The organism is Rhodobacter capsulatus, from assembly GCF_003254295.1.
In the GTDB taxonomy this organism is placed as follows: domain Bacteria; phylum Pseudomonadota; class Alphaproteobacteria; order Rhodobacterales; family Rhodobacteraceae; genus Rhodobacter; species Rhodobacter capsulatus.
In genome coordinates this window covers 85,229-101,641 of record NZ_QKZO01000006.1, presented here as the reverse complement: position 1 = coordinate 101,641, position 16,413 = coordinate 85,229, and the positions used below count along the sequence as shown (strand labels likewise).

General features: G+C 66.5%; 19 protein-coding genes. 8 read left to right on the top strand and 11 right to left on the bottom strand.

The genetic code is table 11. The annotated features are described in order from the left end of the window. Positions 1-69: 69 nt before the first annotated feature. Positions 70-1,122, top strand: a complete 1,053-nt coding sequence (gene trpS, locus LY44_RS10190; RefSeq protein ID WP_055211698.1) for a tryptophan--tRNA ligase — start codon at positions 70-72, stop codon at positions 1,120-1,122. A 108-nt stretch (positions 1,123-1,230) separates the two neighbouring features. On the opposite strand, the gene LY44_RS10185 is transcribed toward trpS, so the two are convergent. Genes LY44_RS10185 through LY44_RS10175 form a run of 3 tightly spaced genes read right to left on the bottom strand, consistent with a single transcriptional unit; the run spans position 1,231 to position 3,493 of the window. Beyond that, positions 1,231-2,556, bottom strand: coding sequence for an MATE family efflux transporter (locus tag LY44_RS10185; RefSeq protein WP_055211696.1), 1,326 nt, complete (start codon positions 2,554-2,556; stop codon positions 1,231-1,233). After that, positions 2,553-3,059 carry a PaaI family thioesterase gene (locus LY44_RS10180; RefSeq protein ID WP_055211694.1) on the bottom strand — a complete coding sequence of 169 codons (507 nt, stop codon included), beginning with the start codon at positions 3,057-3,059 and terminating at the stop codon, positions 2,553-2,555. Before LY44_RS10180 ends, LY44_RS10185 begins: the two co-directional genes overlap by 4 nt. After that, the gene (locus LY44_RS10175) at positions 3,056-3,493 is read right to left on the bottom strand and encodes a PaaI family thioesterase (RefSeq protein ID WP_055211693.1); all 438 of its coding nucleotides are present in this window, start codon (positions 3,491-3,493) and stop codon (positions 3,056-3,058) included. Before LY44_RS10175 ends, LY44_RS10180 begins: the two co-directional genes overlap by 4 nt. A gap of 121 nt (positions 3,494-3,614) precedes the next feature. Between LY44_RS10175 and LY44_RS10170 the strand changes: the two genes are divergently transcribed. The 3 genes from LY44_RS10170 to LY44_RS10160 all read left to right on the top strand — a co-directional run bounded on the left by LY44_RS10170 (position 3,615) and on the right by LY44_RS10160 (position 6,407). Next, positions 3,615-3,983: a MerR family transcriptional regulator gene (locus LY44_RS10170; protein WP_055211691.1), complete on the top strand. Its 369-nt coding sequence runs from the start codon at positions 3,615-3,617 to the stop codon at positions 3,981-3,983. A 228-nt stretch (positions 3,984-4,211) separates the two neighbouring features. Then, a complete protein-coding gene (locus LY44_RS10165; protein ID WP_055211689.1) occupies positions 4,212-4,595 on the top strand; it encodes a MerR family transcriptional regulator in 384 nt (127 codons plus the stop codon). A 36-nt stretch (positions 4,596-4,631) separates the two neighbouring features. Then, on the top strand, positions 4,632-6,407 hold the full coding sequence (locus LY44_RS10160) for an acyl-CoA dehydrogenase C-terminal domain-containing protein (protein ID WP_055211687.1): 1,776 nt from the start codon (positions 4,632-4,634) through the stop codon (positions 6,405-6,407). A 171-nt stretch (positions 6,408-6,578) separates the two neighbouring features. Here the strand turns inward: LY44_RS10160 and LY44_RS10155 are convergent, their stop codons facing one another. Further along, positions 6,579-7,340 carry a DUF1013 domain-containing protein gene (locus LY44_RS10155; protein WP_055211685.1) on the bottom strand — a complete coding sequence of 254 codons (762 nt, stop codon included), beginning with the start codon at positions 7,338-7,340 and terminating at the stop codon, positions 6,579-6,581. A gap of 133 nt (positions 7,341-7,473) precedes the next feature. Here LY44_RS10155 and LY44_RS10150 point away from each other — a divergent pair, with 133 nt between their 5' ends. Continuing rightward, positions 7,474-8,109 (top strand): ribonuclease T2 family protein, encoded by a 636-nt coding sequence (locus tag LY44_RS10150; RefSeq protein ID WP_055211683.1) that lies wholly within the window; start codon positions 7,474-7,476, stop codon positions 8,107-8,109. Between the two features lie 82 nt (positions 8,110-8,191). On the opposite strand, the gene LY44_RS10145 is transcribed toward LY44_RS10150, so the two are convergent. Both LY44_RS10145 and LY44_RS10140 read right to left on the bottom strand, forming a co-directional pair. Further along, positions 8,192-9,160 (bottom strand): NAD(P)H-quinone oxidoreductase, encoded by a 969-nt coding sequence (locus LY44_RS10145; protein ID WP_055211998.1) that lies wholly within the window; start codon positions 9,158-9,160, stop codon positions 8,192-8,194. A gap of 17 nt (positions 9,161-9,177) precedes the next feature. Next, entirely contained in the window at positions 9,178-9,858 is a 681-nt protein-coding gene (locus LY44_RS10140) for a COQ9 family protein (RefSeq protein ID WP_055211681.1), read from the bottom strand. A 105-nt stretch (positions 9,859-9,963) separates the two neighbouring features. On the opposite strand from LY44_RS10140, the gene rpsU reads away from it, so the two are divergent. After that, entirely contained in the window at positions 9,964-10,170 is a 207-nt protein-coding gene (gene rpsU / locus LY44_RS10135; RefSeq protein WP_011748553.1) for a 30S ribosomal protein S21, read from the top strand. A gap of 86 nt (positions 10,171-10,256) precedes the next feature. On the opposite strand, the gene LY44_RS10130 is transcribed toward rpsU, so the two are convergent. The 3 genes from LY44_RS10130 to LY44_RS10120 all read right to left on the bottom strand — a co-directional run bounded on the left by LY44_RS10130 (position 10,257) and on the right by LY44_RS10120 (position 12,780). Further along, positions 10,257-11,963 carry a methyl-accepting chemotaxis protein gene (locus LY44_RS10130; RefSeq protein WP_055211679.1) on the bottom strand — a complete coding sequence of 569 codons (1,707 nt, stop codon included), beginning with the start codon at positions 11,961-11,963 and terminating at the stop codon, positions 10,257-10,259. 1 nt (position 11,964) lies between these two features. Further along, complete coding sequence (locus tag LY44_RS10125) at positions 11,965-12,255, bottom strand: hypothetical protein (RefSeq protein WP_055211677.1); 291 nt, start codon at positions 12,253-12,255, stop codon at positions 11,965-11,967. Positions 12,256-12,321: 66 nt separating this feature from the next. Next, positions 12,322-12,780, bottom strand: a complete 459-nt coding sequence (locus LY44_RS10120) for an Lrp/AsnC family transcriptional regulator (RefSeq protein WP_013066227.1) — start codon at positions 12,778-12,780, stop codon at positions 12,322-12,324. Positions 12,781-12,919: 139 nt separating this feature from the next. Here LY44_RS10120 and ald point away from each other — a divergent pair, with 139 nt between their 5' ends. Further along, on the top strand, positions 12,920-14,038 hold the full coding sequence (gene ald, locus LY44_RS10115; protein ID WP_055211675.1) for an alanine dehydrogenase: 1,119 nt from the start codon (positions 12,920-12,922) through the stop codon (positions 14,036-14,038). Positions 14,039-14,137: 99 nt separating this feature from the next. Continuing rightward, positions 14,138-14,839: a glutathione S-transferase N-terminal domain-containing protein gene (locus tag LY44_RS10110; RefSeq protein ID WP_055211673.1), complete on the top strand. Its 702-nt coding sequence runs from the start codon at positions 14,138-14,140 to the stop codon at positions 14,837-14,839. Here the strand turns inward: LY44_RS10110 and LY44_RS10105 are convergent. Continuing rightward, a complete protein-coding gene (locus tag LY44_RS10105; RefSeq protein ID WP_055211671.1) occupies positions 14,830-15,483 on the bottom strand; it encodes a hypothetical protein in 654 nt (217 codons plus the stop codon). The two genes, LY44_RS10110 and LY44_RS10105, sit on opposite strands and share 10 nt — an antisense overlap. Before the next feature lie 101 nt (positions 15,484-15,584). Continuing rightward, positions 15,585-16,376: an inositol monophosphatase family protein gene (locus LY44_RS10100; RefSeq protein ID WP_055211669.1), complete on the bottom strand. Its 792-nt coding sequence runs from the start codon at positions 16,374-16,376 to the stop codon at positions 15,585-15,587. Positions 16,377-16,413 lie beyond the last annotated feature (37 nt).

Genomic DNA, 16,413 nt, shown 5'->3' with positions numbered 1-16,413 from the left:
TGTCATTGACGCCCCGCGCCCTTTAGCGATAAGCGCAAGACATCCGAATTTCCAGCCCGGAGCGCCCAGATGTCCGAACAGTCGCAACCTACCCCCGAAGAGATCAACGCCAAGTTCACGCCGCGGATCTTTTCCGGCATCCAGCCCTCGGGCAATCTGACGCTGGGCAATTATCTGGGCGCGCTCAAGCGCTTCGCCGAAAAGCAGGACGAGGGCATCGAGACGATTTATTGCCTGGTGGACCTGCATGCGATCACCGTCTGGCAAGATCCCGAGGCGCTGAAAAAACAGACCCGCGAGGCGGCGGCGGCCTTCATTGCCTCGGGCATCGACCCGGCGCGGTCGGTGCTGTTCAACCAAAGCCAGGTTTCGGGCCATGCGGAACTGGGCTGGCTTTTGAACTGTGTCGCGCGGATGGGCTGGATGAACCGCATGACGCAGTGGAAGGACAAGGCGGGCAAGAACGCCGAAAAGCAGTCGCTGGGGCTGTTCGCCTATCCGTCGCTGATGGCGGCCGACATCCTGCTTTATCACGCGACGATGGTGCCGGTGGGCGAGGATCAAAAGCAGCATGTGGAGCTGACCCGCGACATCGCCGCGAAGTTCAACCATGATTACGGCGTCGATTTCTTCCCGGCGCCCCTGCCGTTGATCGAAGGCGTGGCGACGCGGGTGATGAGCCTGCGCGATGGCAGCAAGAAGATGTCGAAATCGGATCCGTCCGATGCCAGCCGGATCAACCTGACCGACGATGCCGACACGATCGCGAAGAAGTTCCGCAAGGCGGTGACCGATCCCGAGCCGCTGCCCGAGAGCCTTGAAGGCCTCGAGGGCCGGGCCGAGGCGCGCAACCTGGTGAACATCTATGCGGCGCTGGCCGACAAGACCCCCGCCGAGGTGGTGGCCGAATATGCCGGGCAGGGCTTCGGGGTGTTCAAACCGGCGCTGGCCGATCTGGCGGTGTCGAAGCTCGAACCGATCTCGACCGAGATGAGCCGGTTGATGAACGACCCGGCCGAGATCGACCGGATCCTGGGGCAGGGCGCGGAAAAGGCCGATGCCATCGCCCAGCCGATCTTGCAAAAGACGCTCGAAATCATGGGGATGATCCGCTCGCGGTAAACGGCCAGGGCGGGGGCTCTGCCCCCGCACCCCCGAGGTATTTCGGGCAAGATGAAAGGGCTGGGCTTCATCTTGCCTGAAATACCTCGGGGGGTGAATGACCGCAGCTCAGAGGGGGGCAGCGCCCCCCTGCGCCGGTGCGGCCTTCGCCTCGGCCCGCGGGTAAAGCCGCGCCATCGTTATCCCGCGGGCGAGGTTCAGAACCATCAGCGCCGCCCAGAGCCCGTGATTGCCGAAGGCCGGGATCAGGGCGCAAAGCGCGGCGATGTAGATCGCCACCGAGACGAGCATCGCATTGCGCATCTCGCGCGTCAGCGTCGCGCCGATGAAGATGCCGTCGAACATCCAGGCGGCAATGCCCAGAAGCGGCGCCAGCCCGATCCAGGGCAGATAGGCGCGGGCGGTGTCGCGCACCTCGGGGGCGGTGGTCATCGTGTCGATGATCGCACCGCCGAAGATCAGGAACGCGGCAGAGAGCAGCGCCGCGCCCGCCACCCCCCATTGCGCGGCGACCACGGCGGCGCGGCGCAGGCTGCGGGGCGCGCGCGCGCCGACCGCCTGGCCCACCAGACTTTCCGCCGCAAAGGCGAAGCCATCGAGCGCGTAAGCGGTGATTTGCAGAAACTGCAGCAGAACCTGATTGGCCGCCAGTTTCACATCGCCCTGACCCGCGCCCAGAAACAGGAAGGCGGTGAAGCTGCCCTGCAGGATCACCGAGCGGATCATGATGTCGGTATTGACCCGTGCCATCTGTTTCAGCGGCGCGGTGGCGAGGATCACCGCCCGGCTCAGCCCGGGCACAAGCGCCGCGCGGGCAAGCCAGAGCGCCAGAACCAGCCCCGAAAGCTCCGCGATCAAGGTGGCCGCCGCCACCCCCTTCACGCCCCAGCCAAGGCCGAGCACGAACCACAGATCCAGCCCGACGTTCAGCCCGTTCATCACGAGTTGCAGCACCAGCACGGCGCGGGTGCGCTCAAGCGCGATCAGCCAACCGGTGAAGGCGTAAAGCGAGATCGTCGCGGGCGCCCCCCAGATCCGGATCGACAGGTAATCGCGCGCAAGCGTCTCGACCTCGGCCGAGGCGGGGGCGATCTGAAAGGCGGCCCAGAGCATCGGCGCCTGCAGCGCGATCAGGCAAAGCCCCGCGGCAAGCCCGATCCCCACGGCGCGGATCAGCCCGGCCGAGACTTCCAGACTGTCGCCCTCGCCCTTGGCCTGGGCGACAAGGCCGGTGGTGCCCATGCGCAGGAAGCCGAAGATCCAGTAGACCGAGGCCAGCACCACCGCGCCAAGACCGACGGCGCCGATCGGCGCGGCCTGTCCGATCTGGCCCACCACCGCCGTATCGACCGCGCCCAGAAGCGGCACGGTCGCATTCGAAATCACGATCGGGGCCGCGATGCGCAGCACCCGGCCGTGCGTGATCTCGGTCATTCCTCCCGGTCCGGCATCAGGAAATGCCCCGTCGCCTGGGCGAAAAGTTTCGCGCGGTTGTCCTGCCAGGCCTCGACATGAACGCTGGCGTAGCGCCGCCCGGAGCGGTTCACCCGCGCCCGCGCATAGGCATCGCGCGGCAGGCCGGAGCGCAGGTAATCCACGGTGAAATCGATCGTCTTCGGCAGCCGCGGCAGGACCGGATCGGCGGCGGAAAGATCGATCCGTCCGGCCTCCATGTCTTCCCAAAGCAGGGTCCAGGACAGTTCCATGATCGCCGACACTTCAAGGAAGGCCGCCGTCACCCCGCCGTGAATCGCCGGAATGAACGGGTTGCCGATCAGCTTGTCGTCATAGGGCAGGACCGCCGTCAGCTCGTCGCCGCGGCGGTCGAAGCTGATGCCGAGAAAGCGGATATAGGGCACGCCCGAGACCAGCGCGCGCAGGGCGGCATCGCGGCGGCCCTTGACCAGATGCACGGGTTCGGGTTTCGGACGGCTCATTGCGCCCCCCCTTTCGGACGTTCGACGGTGAAGGCGCCGGTGGCCGAGGCGACGGGCAGGCCCGCTTCCTCGTCATGGGCGGTCGCGCGCAGGAAGGCCACGGTGCGGGTGATGTGATAGACCTCGGCCCGGGCGGTGATGCGCTGGCGCGGCGTCGCGGCGCGCATGTAATCGATGCGCAGATCGATGGTGGCGGTGCCCGCGGGCGCCTCGGGGTGGCTCATCACCGCCGCGCCGCAGCAGGTGTCCAAAAGCGCCGAGACCGCGCCGCCATGAATGACCCCGGTGCGCGGATCGCCCACCAGATCCTCGCGCCAGTCCATCGACAGTTCCGCCGCGCCGCCGCCGATCGCGTCAAGCCGCATCCCCAGGGCATGGGCATGCGGGATCGCCTCGATGAAGTGCCGCGCCTGTTTCAGCTTTGCCTCGTCCATGTGCCCTCCGGTTTTGGCCACGATGCCGTGACGTTGCGATCAAGGCAAGTCACAGGCCGCGCAAGAGAGGTTGATGCTGCGTCAACCGCGCGTTAGCTTCGCCGCGGAGGGGGAGCAAGCCATGGCAGAGGTGCTGAGCTTCAAGGAAATGTGCGCGCGTTTCGACGTCACGCCGCGGACGCTGCGCTATTACGAATATATCGAGCTGCTCTCGCCGCAAAAGGAGGGCAGGGCACGCTATTATGGCCCGCGCGAAGTGGCGCGGATGACGCTGATCCTGCGCGGGCGCCGCTTCGGCTTCAGTCTGGAAGAGCTGCGGCAGTGGCTTCTGATCTATGACCATCAGGGCACCGAGGCGCAGAACCGCGCCTGGATCGAACTGGCCGACCGGCAGCTGGGCGTGCTGGGCAAGCAGCTCGAGGAGCTGCAGGCCGCGGTCACCGACCTGCGGGCGCTGCGCGACGATGTGGCCCGCATCCTGACCGACTGAGCCTCGAATCGGCCCCCGCGCGGGGCCTTTTTCACTCTGTGCGCGCGCTTTGCCCGCCCTTGGCGGGGACCGGCTTTTGCATTTTTCCGGGCTGTTCGGTCTGACATTACGTCAACGTCACCGTGACGCGACGTTACAGTGACGCAAGCGTCAACCAAACTTGTAATGTGGTGGTGCAAGCTTGATCTGCCGCCTTACGTTACGCAAAGGGACAAAGGGGGCGGCAGGATGAGTGACGACATGATGACGATCCGCGAGATGTGCGATGCGTTCGAGGTGACGCCCCGCACCTTGCGGTTCTACGAGGCGAAGGAGCTGCTGTTTCCGCTGCGCGAGGGGCAGAAACGGCTGTTCACCCGGCGCGACCGGGCGCGGCTGAAACTGATCCTGCGCGGCAAGCGCTTCGGCTTCAGCCTTGAGGATATTCGTCAGCTGCTGGACCTTTATGACATGGGGGACCAGCAGAAGACGCAGATGGCCGAGACGCTGAAACTGGCGCGTCAGCGGCTGAGGGAGATGGAGCGTCAGCGCGACGAACTTGATCTGGCGATCGGGGAGTTGGCGGCGCAGATCGCCTGGGGCGAGGAGAGGTTTGCCGGCATGGCCGAGTGATCCCCGCCCCCGGCAGACCGGACAAGGGAGAGGACCATGCCGAACTATACCGCAAATATCCGCGACATGCAGTTTGTGCTGCACGAGCTTCTGAAGATCTCCGGGCAGGATGTGCCCGGCTATGCCGATCTGGAACGCGATTTCACCGAGGCCGTGCTGGATGCCGCGGGCAAGGTCGCCTCCGAGGTGCTGGCGCCCTTGAATGCGGTGGGCGACCACGAGGGCTGCAAGCTGGAAAACGGCGCCGTGCGCGTGCCTGCGGGCTTTGACAAGGCTTTCGCCGCGATGAAGGAAGGCGGCTGGACCGCGCTCGATTGCAACCCCGAGTATGGCGGCCAGGGGATGCCCTATGTGATCAACTGCGCCGTGGGCGAGATGTTCGTTTCCGCCAACATGGCCTTCAACATGTATCAGGGCCTGACGCATGGCGCGGTCTCGGCGATCGAGGCGCATGGCACCGAGGCGCAGAAGGCGACCTATCTGCCGAAGATGGTGGCCTGCGACTGGACCGGCACGATGAACCTGACCGAGCCGCATTGCGGCACCGATCTGGGGCTGTTGCGCACCAAGGCCGAGCCGCAGGCGGACGGGTCTTACAAGATCACTGGCACGAAGATCTTCATCTCGGCGGGCGATCACGATCTGGCCGAGAACATCATCCATCTGGTGCTGGCGAAAGCGCCGGGCGGTGGCGAGGGGACGAAGGGGATTTCGCTCTTCATCGTGCCGAAGGTGCTGGTGAATGCGGATGGCAGCTTGGGCGCGCGCAATGCGGTGAGCGTCGGCAAGGTCGAGCACAAGATGGGCATTCACGGCTCGGCCACCTGCGTGATGAATTATGACGGCGCCACGGGCTATCTCTTGGGCGATCTGCACAAGGGCATGCGCGCGATGTTCACGATGATGAACGAGGCGCGTCTGGGCGTGGGTCTGCAGGGCTATGCGGTGGCCGAGGCCGCCTATCAGGCCGCGCTGGCCTATGCCAAGGACCGGCTGCAGGGGCGCGCCGTGACCGGCGTCGCAAATCCCGCCGGTCCGGCCGATCCCTTGATCGTGCATCCCGACATCCGCCGCGCGCTGATGGATCAGAAGAGCTTCCTTGAAGGCGCGCGGGCCTTCACCTTCTGGGGCGCGACGCTGATCGACCGCGCGCATGGGCTGAAAGATGCCGAGGCCGAGGGGCTGATCTCGCTGATGACGCCGGTGATCAAGGGCTTTTTGACCGACAAGGGCTTCGAGGCCTGCGTTCAGGCGCAACAGGTCTGGGGCGGGCATGGCTATATCGAGGAACAGGGCATGAGCCAGTTCGTCCGCGATGCCCGGATCACCATGATCTACGAGGGCGCGAACGGGGTGCAGGCGCTGGACCTTGTCGGGCGCAAGCTGGCGGCCGAGGGCGGCAAGCCGCTGATGGGCTTCTTCGAGATGGTCAAGGCCGAGTGCAAGGCGCATGACGGCGACGACCGGATGAAGCCTTTCACCGATCCGCTGAAGGCGGCGTCAAAACAGATGCAGGCGGCGGGGATGTTCTTCCTGCAGAATGCGGCGAAGAACCCGGATGCGGCGCTTTCGGGCAGCTATGACTTCATGCATCTGATGGGGCATGTCTGCCTTGGCCTGATGTGGACGCGGATGGCGGCGGCGGCACATGCGGCGCTGGAGGGCGGGGCGTCGGACCGGGCCTTCTACGAGGCGAAGATCACCACCGGGCGCTATTACATGGCGCGGCACCTGCCCGCCTGCGGGTTGCATCTGGCGCGGATCGAAAGCGGCTCGGAGACCGTGATGGGGCTGTCGGTCGATCAGTTCTGAGCCGCGCAGGATTTCGCCTCGGGCTTGCGCCCGAGGCGACCCGCCGGGGGCTCCGCCCCCGGACCCCCGAGGTATTTGTGGCAAGATGAAACACGCGCGGTTGCCGCTTCAGGATTGAAAAAGGGCCCTGCCGTCACCGGAAGGGCCCCTTTCTTTGAAACGGCGGGACGATCAGCGGCGCGGATCGTGGCTGTCGTCTTCGTCCTCGTCCTCGTCGTCATGCGGCAGGTTGAAGAAGCTGTCGGCATCCGAGAAGTCTTTCGGATCCTCCGCTTCTTCCTCGCGCGGGGCGAGGCCGAAGCCCTCGATGCCGCTGCCCGGCAGGCGCGGTTCGGTGGTCATGCCGAGGCTCTGCTCGGTCGAGACCAGTTTGCGGCGCTCGTCATCGCTCATCACGCCCTCGGCGGCGCGTTTCTTCGCGGCCTTCTGCACTTCGCCATCCAGTTCCGACTGACGGCACAGGCCGAGCGCCACCGGGTCGATCGCCGTCATCGAGCCGATGTTCCAATGCGTGCGCTCGCGGATCGAGGCGATCGTGGGTTTCGTCGTGCCGACCAGGCGGGCGATCTGCGCATCGGCCAGTTCCGGGTGGAACTTGACCAGCCAGAGGATCGCATTCGGCCGGTCCTGCCGCTTCGACAGCGGCGTGTAGCGCGGGCCGCGGCGCTTGTCCTCGCCCAGGGCGGCGGCGTTGAATTTCAGCCGCAGCTTGTAGGCCGGGTCTTTCTCGCCCTTCTCGATCTCGCGCGGGTCGAGCTGGTTCGAGCCGACCGGATCGAAGCCTTTGACGCCAACCGCCACGTCGCCGTCGGCAATCCCCTGCACTTCCAGTTCGTGCATGCCGCAGAAATCGGCGATCTGTTTGAAGGTCAGGGTCGTATTGTCCACGAGCCAAACGGCGGTGGCCTTCGCCATCAGGGGCTTGTTCGTCATCGGAGCGATCCTCTACACATATCTCTCCCGGGCCGAGAAACCGGCTGCGGCCCGGTTCCCCCCGGCCGCGGTCCATTTCTGGTGGGGAATTGCCGGTTTATATAGGGCCGAATGGCTGCGGAGGAAAGAGAAAATGAGGCTTTTCGCCATTTGTGCCGCAGTTCTGCTCGCGTCGGGCGCCTTTGCCGAAGGCGAGCGGGCGGGGAGGTTCGATTATTACGTCCTCGCGCTGAGCTGGTCGCCCGGCTGGTGCGCGACCGAGGGCCGGGACCGGGACGCCCGGCAATGCGAGCCGGGCAGCGGTGCCAGTTTCGTTCTGCACGGGCTTTGGCCGCAGTTCGAGGCGGGCTGGCCGAGCGACTGTCGCAGCGCTTCGCGCGATCCCTCGCGGGCGCAAACGGCGGCGATGGCGGATATCATGGGCTCGGATGGCGCGGCCTGGCATCAATGGAAGAAGCACGGCCGCTGTTCCGGCCTTGCGGCGGCGGACTATTACGCCCGGGCGCGGCAGGCCTATGAAAGCGTCGCCATTCCCGTTCCGTTTCAAGAGCTTGCGCAGGATGTCCGGCTGCCGGCCGCGGCTGTGGAAGCGGCGTTTCTGGCGGCCAATCCGGGGCTTTCGCCCGAGGGGGTGAGGGTGACCTGCGCGGGCGAGCGGATCGACGAGCTGCGGATCTGCCTGACGAAGGACTTGCTGCCGCGGCCCTGCGGGGCGGATGTGCGGCGCGATTGCCGCAAGCCCGATGCGCTGATGGAGCGCGTGCGATAAGCGGGCGAAAGGGCGTATTTGAACCAAGAAAAAACGGCAGGGCTTTTTCCTGGTGCAAATACGCCCTTTCCAGCCGGCGTTTTCAGGACAGGCGCAGCACGATCTTGCCGATATGGGCGCTGGTCTCCATCCGCGCATGGGCGGCGGCGGCCTCTTCCAGCGCGAAGCTGCTGTCGTGCACCACCTTCACCTTGCCCGCCTCGATCATCGGCCAGACATGGGCGCGCAGCTGCCTTGCGATCTCGGCCTTGGCGGTGTCCGATTGCGGGCGCAGCGTCGCGCCGGTGAGGGTCAGGCGGCGCAGCATCACCTGGGCGAAGTTGATCTCGGCCTTCGGGCCTTCGAGGAAGGCGATGAAGACCAGCCGTCCGTCATCGGCCAGAGCCTTGATATTGCGGGCGATATAGCTGCCCCCCACCATGTCGAGGATGAGGTCCGCGCCCCCTTCGGCGCGCAGGATCTCGGCGAAATCGGTCTCGCGGTAGTTGATCGCGGTGGCGCCGAGGCTGTCGCAGGCGGCGCATTTTTCCGCGCTGCCCGCGGTGGCCCAGACCCGGGCGCCGAGCGCGCGGGCGATCTGGATCGCCGTCGTGCCGATGCCCGAGGAGCCGCCGTGCACAAGGAAGCGCTCGCCCGCGGTCAGGCCGCCGCGCATCACCACGGTGGACCAGACGGTGAAGCAGGTCTCGGGCAGGCAGGCGGCGTCACGCAGGCTGATCCCCGCGGGGACGGGCAGGGCATGGGTGGCGGGGCAGGTGGCATAGTCGGCATAGCCGCCGCCGGGCAGCAGCGCGCAGACCGGATCGCCGACCGCCCAGCCCGAGACCCCGGGGCCAAGCGCCGCGACATGGCCCGAACATTCGAGCCCGGGCAGGTCGGAGGCACCCGGAGGGGCCTTGTAGGCGCCCGCGCGTTGCAGCGCATCGGGGCGGTTCACCCCGGCAAAGGCGATCTCGATCAGGATCTCGCCCGGACCCGGCACCGGCACGGCGCGGCTGGCAAGTTTCAGCATCTCGGGGCCGCCGGGGGCGGTGATCTCGATGCAGCGCATCGCTTGCGGCAGGGCGTTCACGGCCTGTCCCCCCGCGGCGACAGACTGCCCGGTGCCGCCATCGGTTCCGGCGCGCGAATCGTATCAAGGAAACCGCGCAGGCCGGGCAGGCGCAAAAGCCCGCCCTTGAGTTTTTCGAACTGCAGCACGTTTTCGATCCGGTGATCAAGGAAGGCCCAGGTGTCGGCGTGATCGGGGCTTTCGTCGCCGATCCAGAACAGCACCGTCGCCGAAAACACGCCCGAAAGCGTCAGGCGCTTGGAATACCAGTTGTAATCGCGGCTTTCGTCGCCAAGGCCAAGCCAGATCGTATCGGCGGTTTCCCAGACAAGGCGCCCGCCCAAGGCCATGTTCTGCGGCAGGGCAAAGGCGGAACTGGCGCGGCGCACGAGTTCGGCATCGACCAGACCGATCCGCAGCTTCACCGCCGCCGCCACCTTGTCGCGGAACCGAAGCCCCTGAAACTCCTGCGCTTTCAACGCCTCGGCCAAAGCCCGGTCGGCGCCGCGGTGATAGTCTGCGGCCAGATCGATGGCGCCGCGCGGGCAGACCAGACGCGCCAGCGTCGGATCGACGCCGATATCGGTCACCGCCGCCGCAAAGGCCGGATCGGACCAGCCATCGAAAGGCACATGCGGGGTGATTGCCTCGAGCAGCTCGGCCCGCAGGCGCGATGCCTCCAAATGGTCGTTTTTCATTGCTTTTCCCTTGCGCGGCAGCGGTGGACAAATGTCCAGACCTTTGCTATATGGCCGCTTCCTGCAAACTGATGCAACTCAAACTTAGGAAGGTGGTGACACCACATGCAGGTCAGCGTTCGCGACAACAACGTCGAACAAGCGCTTCGTGCCCTGAAGAAAAAACTTCAGCGCGAGGGGGTTTTTCGCGAAATGAAGCTCAAGCAGCATTTCGAAAAGCCGTCCGTGAAGAAAGCGCGCGAGAAAGCTGAAGCCGTTCGCCGTGCCCGTAAACTGGCGCGGAAGAAAGCTCAGCGCGAAGGCGCACTTTAAGAGGCGTTTGATAACGCTGGCGGGCTTGCCCGCACCGCGAACCCCCGTGGCCCTGCCAACGGGGGTTTCTGGTTTTTTGGGGGGGCTCAGGCCGCCCGGTGCTGCGGCGTCGCCATCGAGTCGGTGCGGAACAGCACCATCGCCGCGCGCAACTGCGCCGACATGCCCGAAAGCACCCGGCTTGCCGCCGTCGTCTCCTCGAACATCGCGACGTTCTGTTGCGTCACCGCGTCCAGCTGCTCGACCGAGCCGTTGATCTCGGTCAGCGCCCGCGACTGTTCCTCGGCCGAGCGGGCGATTTCGGCGACCCGGGCGGAGATGTTCTCCACCGCCGACACGATGCTGTCGAGCGTGGTCACCATCTGATTGACCAGATCCACCCCGGTCTTCACCTGCCGTTCCGACGACTGGATCAGGGTCGAAATCTCGCGCGCCGAGGCGGAGGAGCGCTGCGCCAGATCGCGCACCTCCGAGGCGACGACGGCAAAGCCGCGCCCGGCCTCGCCCGCGCGGGCGGCCTCGACCCCGGCATTCAGCGCCAGCAGGTTGGTCTGGAAGGCGATGTCGTCGATGACCGAGGTGATCGAGGCGATCTGATGCGAGCTTTGTTCGATCTCGCCCATCGCCTGGATCGAGGCGTTGACGACATGGGTGCTGTCGCGCGCCATCTTTTCCGCCGCCTGGGCCGCCTGCGCGGCCGCAGTCGCCATCTGCGCCGCCGAGCCCACCGAACTGGACAATTCGTTCATCGCCGCGGCGGTATTGGCCAGCGCATGCGCTTGCCGTTCGGTGCGGGAAGACAGGTTTTCCGACTCCGAGGTGATGTCGGCAATCTGCGCGGTGATTTCCTCGGAACAGGAGAGCGCCACCCCGATCGCCTGTGCCAGCTGGATCACGGCGGCGTTGAAATCTTCGCTGAGCGAGCCGTAATCGCCGCCCTCGATCCGGGCCAGCCGCACGGTCAGATCGCCGTTCGACAAGGCCCGCAGCACGTCGCGCAGGCAGGTGACGACCGCTTCCTGCCGCGCGGCATGGGCGTTGCGTTCGTCGGAAAGACGGGCCGAAGCCTCCATCGCGCGGGCATTCGCCTCGGCGGCGGCGCGGGCGGTTTCCTCGGCCTCGGCACGCAGCAGCTCGGCGTCTTGCGCCACCTTTTCGGACTCGTGGCGGCGGGTTTCGGCCTGCGCCGCCGCTGCCTCGGCGCGGCGTTGCGCCGCCTCGGCGCTTTGCGACATCTGCTGCACGCTCTCGAGTTGCGTGGAGAGCGAGGTTTCCATCCGTTGGCGATAGATCACGCTGGTGATCAGCACCGCGGTTTCCGCCACCACCACCGCGCCGTGGAACAGGGTGCGCAGGATGTTCGGCCAAGGCTCCGTGCTGGGATAGACGAGGCTGGGCACGAGAACGCTGAGCGCCAGGTGATGCAGCGCGATCGTCGCGGCCGAGATCAGCAGCACCCGAACATCGACCATCGCCGCCAGTGCGGCGAGAACGGCGAAATAGATCATGTGGCTGTCGATCTGCCAGGGGTGCCCGGAGAGCGCCGCGGTGAAGGCGATCGCCTGCCCCACAAGCCCCTGCGCGACCAGCGCGCGGCCGCTCGTGGTGTCGCCGCGCAGGGCACCAAGCCCCGCCACCGCCACGAAAATCCAGGCGATCACCGGGGCCGTGACGGCAGCCGTGCCGACCAGAAGCGCGACGCCGGTGACCAGCACGGCACAGCCGAGCGTCGCGATCAGAAACAGCCGCAGCCGCATCGGGATCTTCTTCTGCTCCGCTGCGGGGATCTGCATGTCAGTACACTCCACAAAATTGGGCAACGGCGGCGGCATCGACGACGGCCCAGGCCCCCGCCTCCGTCAGGCGCCGCGCGGCGCCCGGGTCCGTCGCGGCGACCATATGTCCGAGAGGCGCCTCGGTCGGGCCGATCAGGCGGGCGCCCGCCTGTGCCGCGACCAGATCGGCGCTGCGCCAGGGCGGCACGACCATGACCCAGGGGCCCGCGCCCGATGCCTTTGCATCCAGCAGCGCCGCCGCCGGGGCGATCGTGATCGAGAGAGACAGAACCAGAAATTCGAGTCGCATTCGGAGCCTCCGCCCCGAAAGCCTAGACGCAAGCTCTTAACAACCGATTTTCAGGCGTTTTCGGGCTCAGATCGGCAGTGCGGTGGTCTTGAAGACGGTGCGCAGCGCGAAAGAGCTTTGCATCCCCTGCACCCCGGGCAGCCGCGCCAGTTTCGAGCGGTGGATGCGGGCGAAATCCTCGGTATCCTCGGCCACGACCTTGAGCAGATAATCGGCCGAGCCCGCCATCAGATGGCATTCGAGCACGTCGGGGATCTTTTTCACCTCGCGCTCGAAGGCTTCCAGCACCTCGTCGGCCTGGCCTGAAAGCGTGATCTCGACAAAGACGGTGGTCGGGCGGCCCAGACGGCGGGCATCAAGCAGCGCGACGTAATCCCGTATGTACCCCTCCTCCTCGAGCCGCTGCACCCGGCGGTGACAGGCCGAGGCCGAGAGGTTGACCCGCTCGGACAGCTCCGCATTCGAGATGCGGCCCTGTTTTTGCAACACGGTCAGGATGCGGCGATCTGTGGCGTCAAGGGTCATGGGCGCGCAAGTTTCTTCGAAGGTTTTCCGGATCTGCGGAAGATATGCGCGCGGAAACGGGTGTTTTGCAAGCATATTTGAACGCATTTTTCATGCCAGCAGGCGCAGAGTGGGGGCAGAAATGGCAGGGAGGAACGCCATGAAGATCGGATGCGTGAAAGAGATCAAGGCACAGGAATTCCGGGTCGGCATGACCCCGGCGGCGGCGCAGGAGGCGGTGGCGCAGGGGCATGCGGTGTTGATCGAGACCGGGGCGGGGCTGGGCGCGGGCTTTGCCGATGCCGATTATGTCGCCGCCGGGGCGGGGATCGCGGCCGATGCCGCGACGATCTGGGCCGAGGCCGAGATGGTGGTGAAGGTGAAGGAGCCGCAGGCCGCCGAGCGGGCGCAGCTGCGCCCCGGGCAGGTGCTGTTCACCTATCTGCATCTGGCGCCCGATCCGGAACAGACCGCCGATCTGCTCAGATCCGGCGCCACCTGCATCGCCTATGAGACGGTGACCGACCGCATCGGCGGGCTGCCACTTCTGGCGCCGATGTCCGAGGTGGCGGGGCGGTTGGCGCCGCAGGTCGGCGCTTGGGCGCTGCAAAAGGCCAATGGCGGGCGCGGCGTGCTGATGGGCGGCGTGCCCGGGGTGCGTCCGGCCAATGTGGTGATCATCGGCGGCGGCGTCGTCGGCACGGCCGCCGCGCGGGTGGCGACCGGGATGGGGGCGCATGTGACGGTGCTCGACCGCTCGATCCCGCGGCTGAGCTATCTGGACGATGTCTTCATGGGGCGGCTGACGACGCAATATTCCGACCGCGCCGCCACGGCGGAGCTGATCCGGGACGCCGACATGGTGATTGGCGCGGTGCTGGTGCCGGGGGCGGCGGCGCCGAAGCTGGTCAGTCGCGCGATGCTGAAGACGATGAAGCCGGGCGCGGTGCTGGTCGATGTGGCGATCGATCAGGGCGGCTGCTTTGAGACCTCGCATGCCACGACGCATCAGGATCCGATCTACGAAGTCGATGGCATCCTTCACTATTGCGTGGCGAACATGCCCGGCGCCGTGGCCCGGACCTCGACGCTCGCGCTGGGCAATGCGACGCTGCCCTTCCTGCTGGCGCTGGCGAACAAGGGCTGGCGGCAGGCTTGCGGTGATGACCCGCATCTGCTGGCCGGGCTCAATATCCATGCGGGCCGGATCACCTGTGCCCCGGTCGGCGCGGCGCAGGGGTTGACGGCGATCGACCCGGTGACGGCGCTGAAGCTGTAAGACATTCCCTGTTCCGGCGTGCAGGCCGGAACAGGGGCTGTTCGTGGCGGCCCTTGCGCGCGGGCGGATTTCGGGCAGTCTGATCGGCAGGAGGCCCCCATGACCGATCTTTCGCTTTTCCCGATCACCCGGCGCTGGCCCGCCACCCGTCCCGAGGTGATCCAGCTTTATTCCCTGCCCACGCCGAATGGCGTCAAGGTCTCGATCCTGCTGGAGGAGACCGGGCTGCCCTACGAGCCGCATCTGGTCAGTTTCGACAGGCAGGACCAGATGACGCCCGAGTTTCTCTCGCTCAACCCGAACAACAAGATCCCGGCGATTCTGGATCCGAACGGGCCGGGGGGCAAGCCGCTCGCGTTGTTCGAAAGCGCGGCGATCCTGATCTATCTGGCCGAGAAATCAGGGCAATTCCTGCCCAAGGCGCAGCGCTATCAGGTGCTGCAATGGCTGATGTTCCAGATCGGCGGCATTGGGCCGATGTTCGGGCAGCTGGGCTATTTCCACGCCTATGCCGGCAAGGAAATCGAGGATCCCCGCCCGAAAGAGCGCTACCGCGCCGAGGTGGCGCGGCTCTTGCGGGTGCTCGATGGCGTGATGGCGGGGCGCGACTGGATCGCGGGCGACTATTCCATCGCCGATATCGCGATCTGTCCCTGGCTGCGCGGGCTGAACGTGCATTACAAGGTGACCGATCTGGTCGGCTGGGAGGATCTGCGCCACGTGCCCGCCTGGCTCGAGCGGTTCCTTGACCGCCCCGCCGTGCAGCGCGGTCTGCTGGTGCCCGAACGCGCTCAGCCCTGAGACGGGCTGGCCGTCATGCCGCGGCCGACCCGTTCGGCGATCCTTGCGGCAAGCCAGGCCATCCAGCCCTCGGGCTGGGTGAAATGGAAGGGCGAGCCCTCGGGCATCGGGATCGGCGCCCCGGCCTGACGGGCCTCGGCCTCGCGCCGGGCGGCGGCGATGATCTGCGCCGGGCTGCGTTCCAGCGCGGCCATCGCGAGTTCGACCGCCTCCTCCCGGGTCAGGGCCGGATCGAACAGGTCGGGCTTCATCCCGGCGGTTTCGATGAACGTGCGCAGCCGCGATTGCGCCGCTTCGATGCGGGCCACGGCATGGTCGCGCTGATCGGCGCGAAAGGCGCGTTCCAGCGGCAGGGTTTCCTCGAAGGACGACAGCTCTTCGCCCAGGCCATCGATCGCCGCAGCCAGCTCCAGCGCCACTTTCGGATCCTGGCTCCGGGCGATTTCGGTCCGGCAGGCCTCGATCATGTCGCGCAGCACGGTGATCCGGTGCAGCGCGATCACATCGGCGGTTTCGGCGAAGGCGATGTCGCGGGCGGCGCGGCCAAGATCGTCCATCGCCGATTCGAGCGGGTAAAGCGCCCGGGCAGGGCGGGCGGCGCCGAAAATATCCTCGGCAAGTGTCCAGGCAGCGTCGTGAAGCATGGTGCATCCCCTTCTGGTGATGCAAGCACCCTGTCACAACGGGGTGAACAAGCGGTGAACGCGCAGCGCCATGTTCGCTTTGCGTTCCCGCTTCGCCCCGGTCAGTTCACCTCGCGGATGATCTTGCACAGCGGCTCGAACAGCTCGCCGTTGCCCGCGATCACCGTGCCGCTTTCGAAAATGCCGCGGTCGGCGCGCACCGGGCCGACGAAGCCGCCCGCTTCCTTGACCAGAATCAGACCGGCGGCCATGTCCCAGGCGTTGATGCCGCGTTCCCAATAGCCGTCATAGCGGCCCGAGGCGACATAGGCGAGGTCAAGCGCCGCCGAGCCGAAGCGGCGCACGCCCGCGCAGACCGGCATCAGCCGGGCCAGATCCTGCAGCGTCGCGGGCAGGGTCGAGCGGCCGCCAAAGGGCACGCCGGTCGCAAACAGCGCCTCGATCATGTGGCGCCGCCCCGACACGCGCAGCCGGCTTTCGTTCATGAAGGCGCCAAGGCCCTTTTCCGCATAGTAAAGTTCGTCCTTGGCCGCGTCGAAGACAACGCCCGCGACGACCTCGCCCTTGTGTTCGAGCGCGATCGACACCGCCCAATGCGGCAGGCCGTGCAGGAAGTTCGTGGTGCCATCAAGCGGATCGACGATCCAGCGCCGGGTCGGGTCTTCGCCCGCTTCCTCGCCGGTTTCCTCGCCCAGCCAGCCATAGGTCGGACGCGCGCCGCGCAGCTCTTCCTTGATGATCCGTTCGGCCTCGCGGTCGGCTTTCGACACGAAGTCCCCCGGCCCCTTGGAGGAGACCTGCAGGTTCTCGACCTCGCGGAAGTCCTTCACCAGAGCCCGCCCCGCCTTGCGCGCGGCCTTGATCATCAGGTTGAGGTTGGCACTGCCTTGCATCGGGGGGGCTCCTTCGGTTCAAGCGCCTGCCTTACAC

What these genes read in the sequence shown, in the direction of transcription:
- LY44_RS10130 (WP_055211679.1), bottom strand. Translation starts at nt 11,963, where the DNA reads ATGCAGATCCCCGCAGCGGAGCAGAAGAAGATCCCGATGCGGCTGCGG.
- LY44_RS10185 (WP_055211696.1), bottom strand. Translation starts at nt 2,556, where the DNA reads ATGACCGAGATCACGCACGGCCGGGTGCTGCGCATCGCGGCCCCGATC.
- ald (WP_055211675.1), top strand. Translation starts at nt 12,920, where the DNA reads ATGAAGATCGGATGCGTGAAAGAGATCAAGGCACAGGAATTCCGGGTC.
- LY44_RS10150 (WP_055211683.1), top strand. Translation starts at nt 7,474, where the DNA reads ATGAGGCTTTTCGCCATTTGTGCCGCAGTTCTGCTCGCGTCGGGCGCC.
- trpS (WP_055211698.1), top strand. Translation starts at nt 70, where the DNA reads ATGTCCGAACAGTCGCAACCTACCCCCGAAGAGATCAACGCCAAGTTC.
- LY44_RS10100 (WP_055211669.1), bottom strand. Translation starts at nt 16,376, where the DNA reads ATGCAAGGCAGTGCCAACCTCAACCTGATGATCAAGGCCGCGCGCAAG.
- LY44_RS10140 (WP_055211681.1), bottom strand. Translation starts at nt 9,858, where the DNA reads ATGAAAAACGACCATTTGGAGGCATCGCGCCTGCGGGCCGAGCTGCTC.
- LY44_RS10170 (WP_055211691.1), top strand. Translation starts at nt 3,615, where the DNA reads ATGGCAGAGGTGCTGAGCTTCAAGGAAATGTGCGCGCGTTTCGACGTC.
- LY44_RS10175 (WP_055211693.1), bottom strand. Translation starts at nt 3,493, where the DNA reads ATGGACGAGGCAAAGCTGAAACAGGCGCGGCACTTCATCGAGGCGATC.
- LY44_RS10120 (WP_013066227.1), bottom strand. Translation starts at nt 12,780, where the DNA reads ATGACCCTTGACGCCACAGATCGCCGCATCCTGACCGTGTTGCAAAAA.
- rpsU (WP_011748553.1), top strand. Translation starts at nt 9,964, where the DNA reads ATGCAGGTCAGCGTTCGCGACAACAACGTCGAACAAGCGCTTCGTGCC.
- LY44_RS10180 (WP_055211694.1), bottom strand. Translation starts at nt 3,059, where the DNA reads ATGAGCCGTCCGAAACCCGAACCCGTGCATCTGGTCAAGGGCCGCCGC.
- LY44_RS10160 (WP_055211687.1), top strand. Translation starts at nt 4,632, where the DNA reads ATGCCGAACTATACCGCAAATATCCGCGACATGCAGTTTGTGCTGCAC.
- LY44_RS10105 (WP_055211671.1), bottom strand. Translation starts at nt 15,483, where the DNA reads ATGCTTCACGACGCTGCCTGGACACTTGCCGAGGATATTTTCGGCGCC.
- LY44_RS10110 (WP_055211673.1), top strand. Translation starts at nt 14,138, where the DNA reads ATGACCGATCTTTCGCTTTTCCCGATCACCCGGCGCTGGCCCGCCACC.
- LY44_RS10145 (WP_055211998.1), bottom strand. Translation starts at nt 9,160, where the DNA reads ATGCGCTGCATCGAGATCACCGCCCCCGGCGGCCCCGAGATGCTGAAA.
- LY44_RS10125 (WP_055211677.1), bottom strand. Translation starts at nt 12,255, where the DNA reads ATGCGACTCGAATTTCTGGTTCTGTCTCTCTCGATCACGATCGCCCCG.
- LY44_RS10165 (WP_055211689.1), top strand. Translation starts at nt 4,212, where the DNA reads ATGAGTGACGACATGATGACGATCCGCGAGATGTGCGATGCGTTCGAG.
- LY44_RS10155 (WP_055211685.1), bottom strand. Translation starts at nt 7,340, where the DNA reads ATGACGAACAAGCCCCTGATGGCGAAGGCCACCGCCGTTTGGCTCGTG.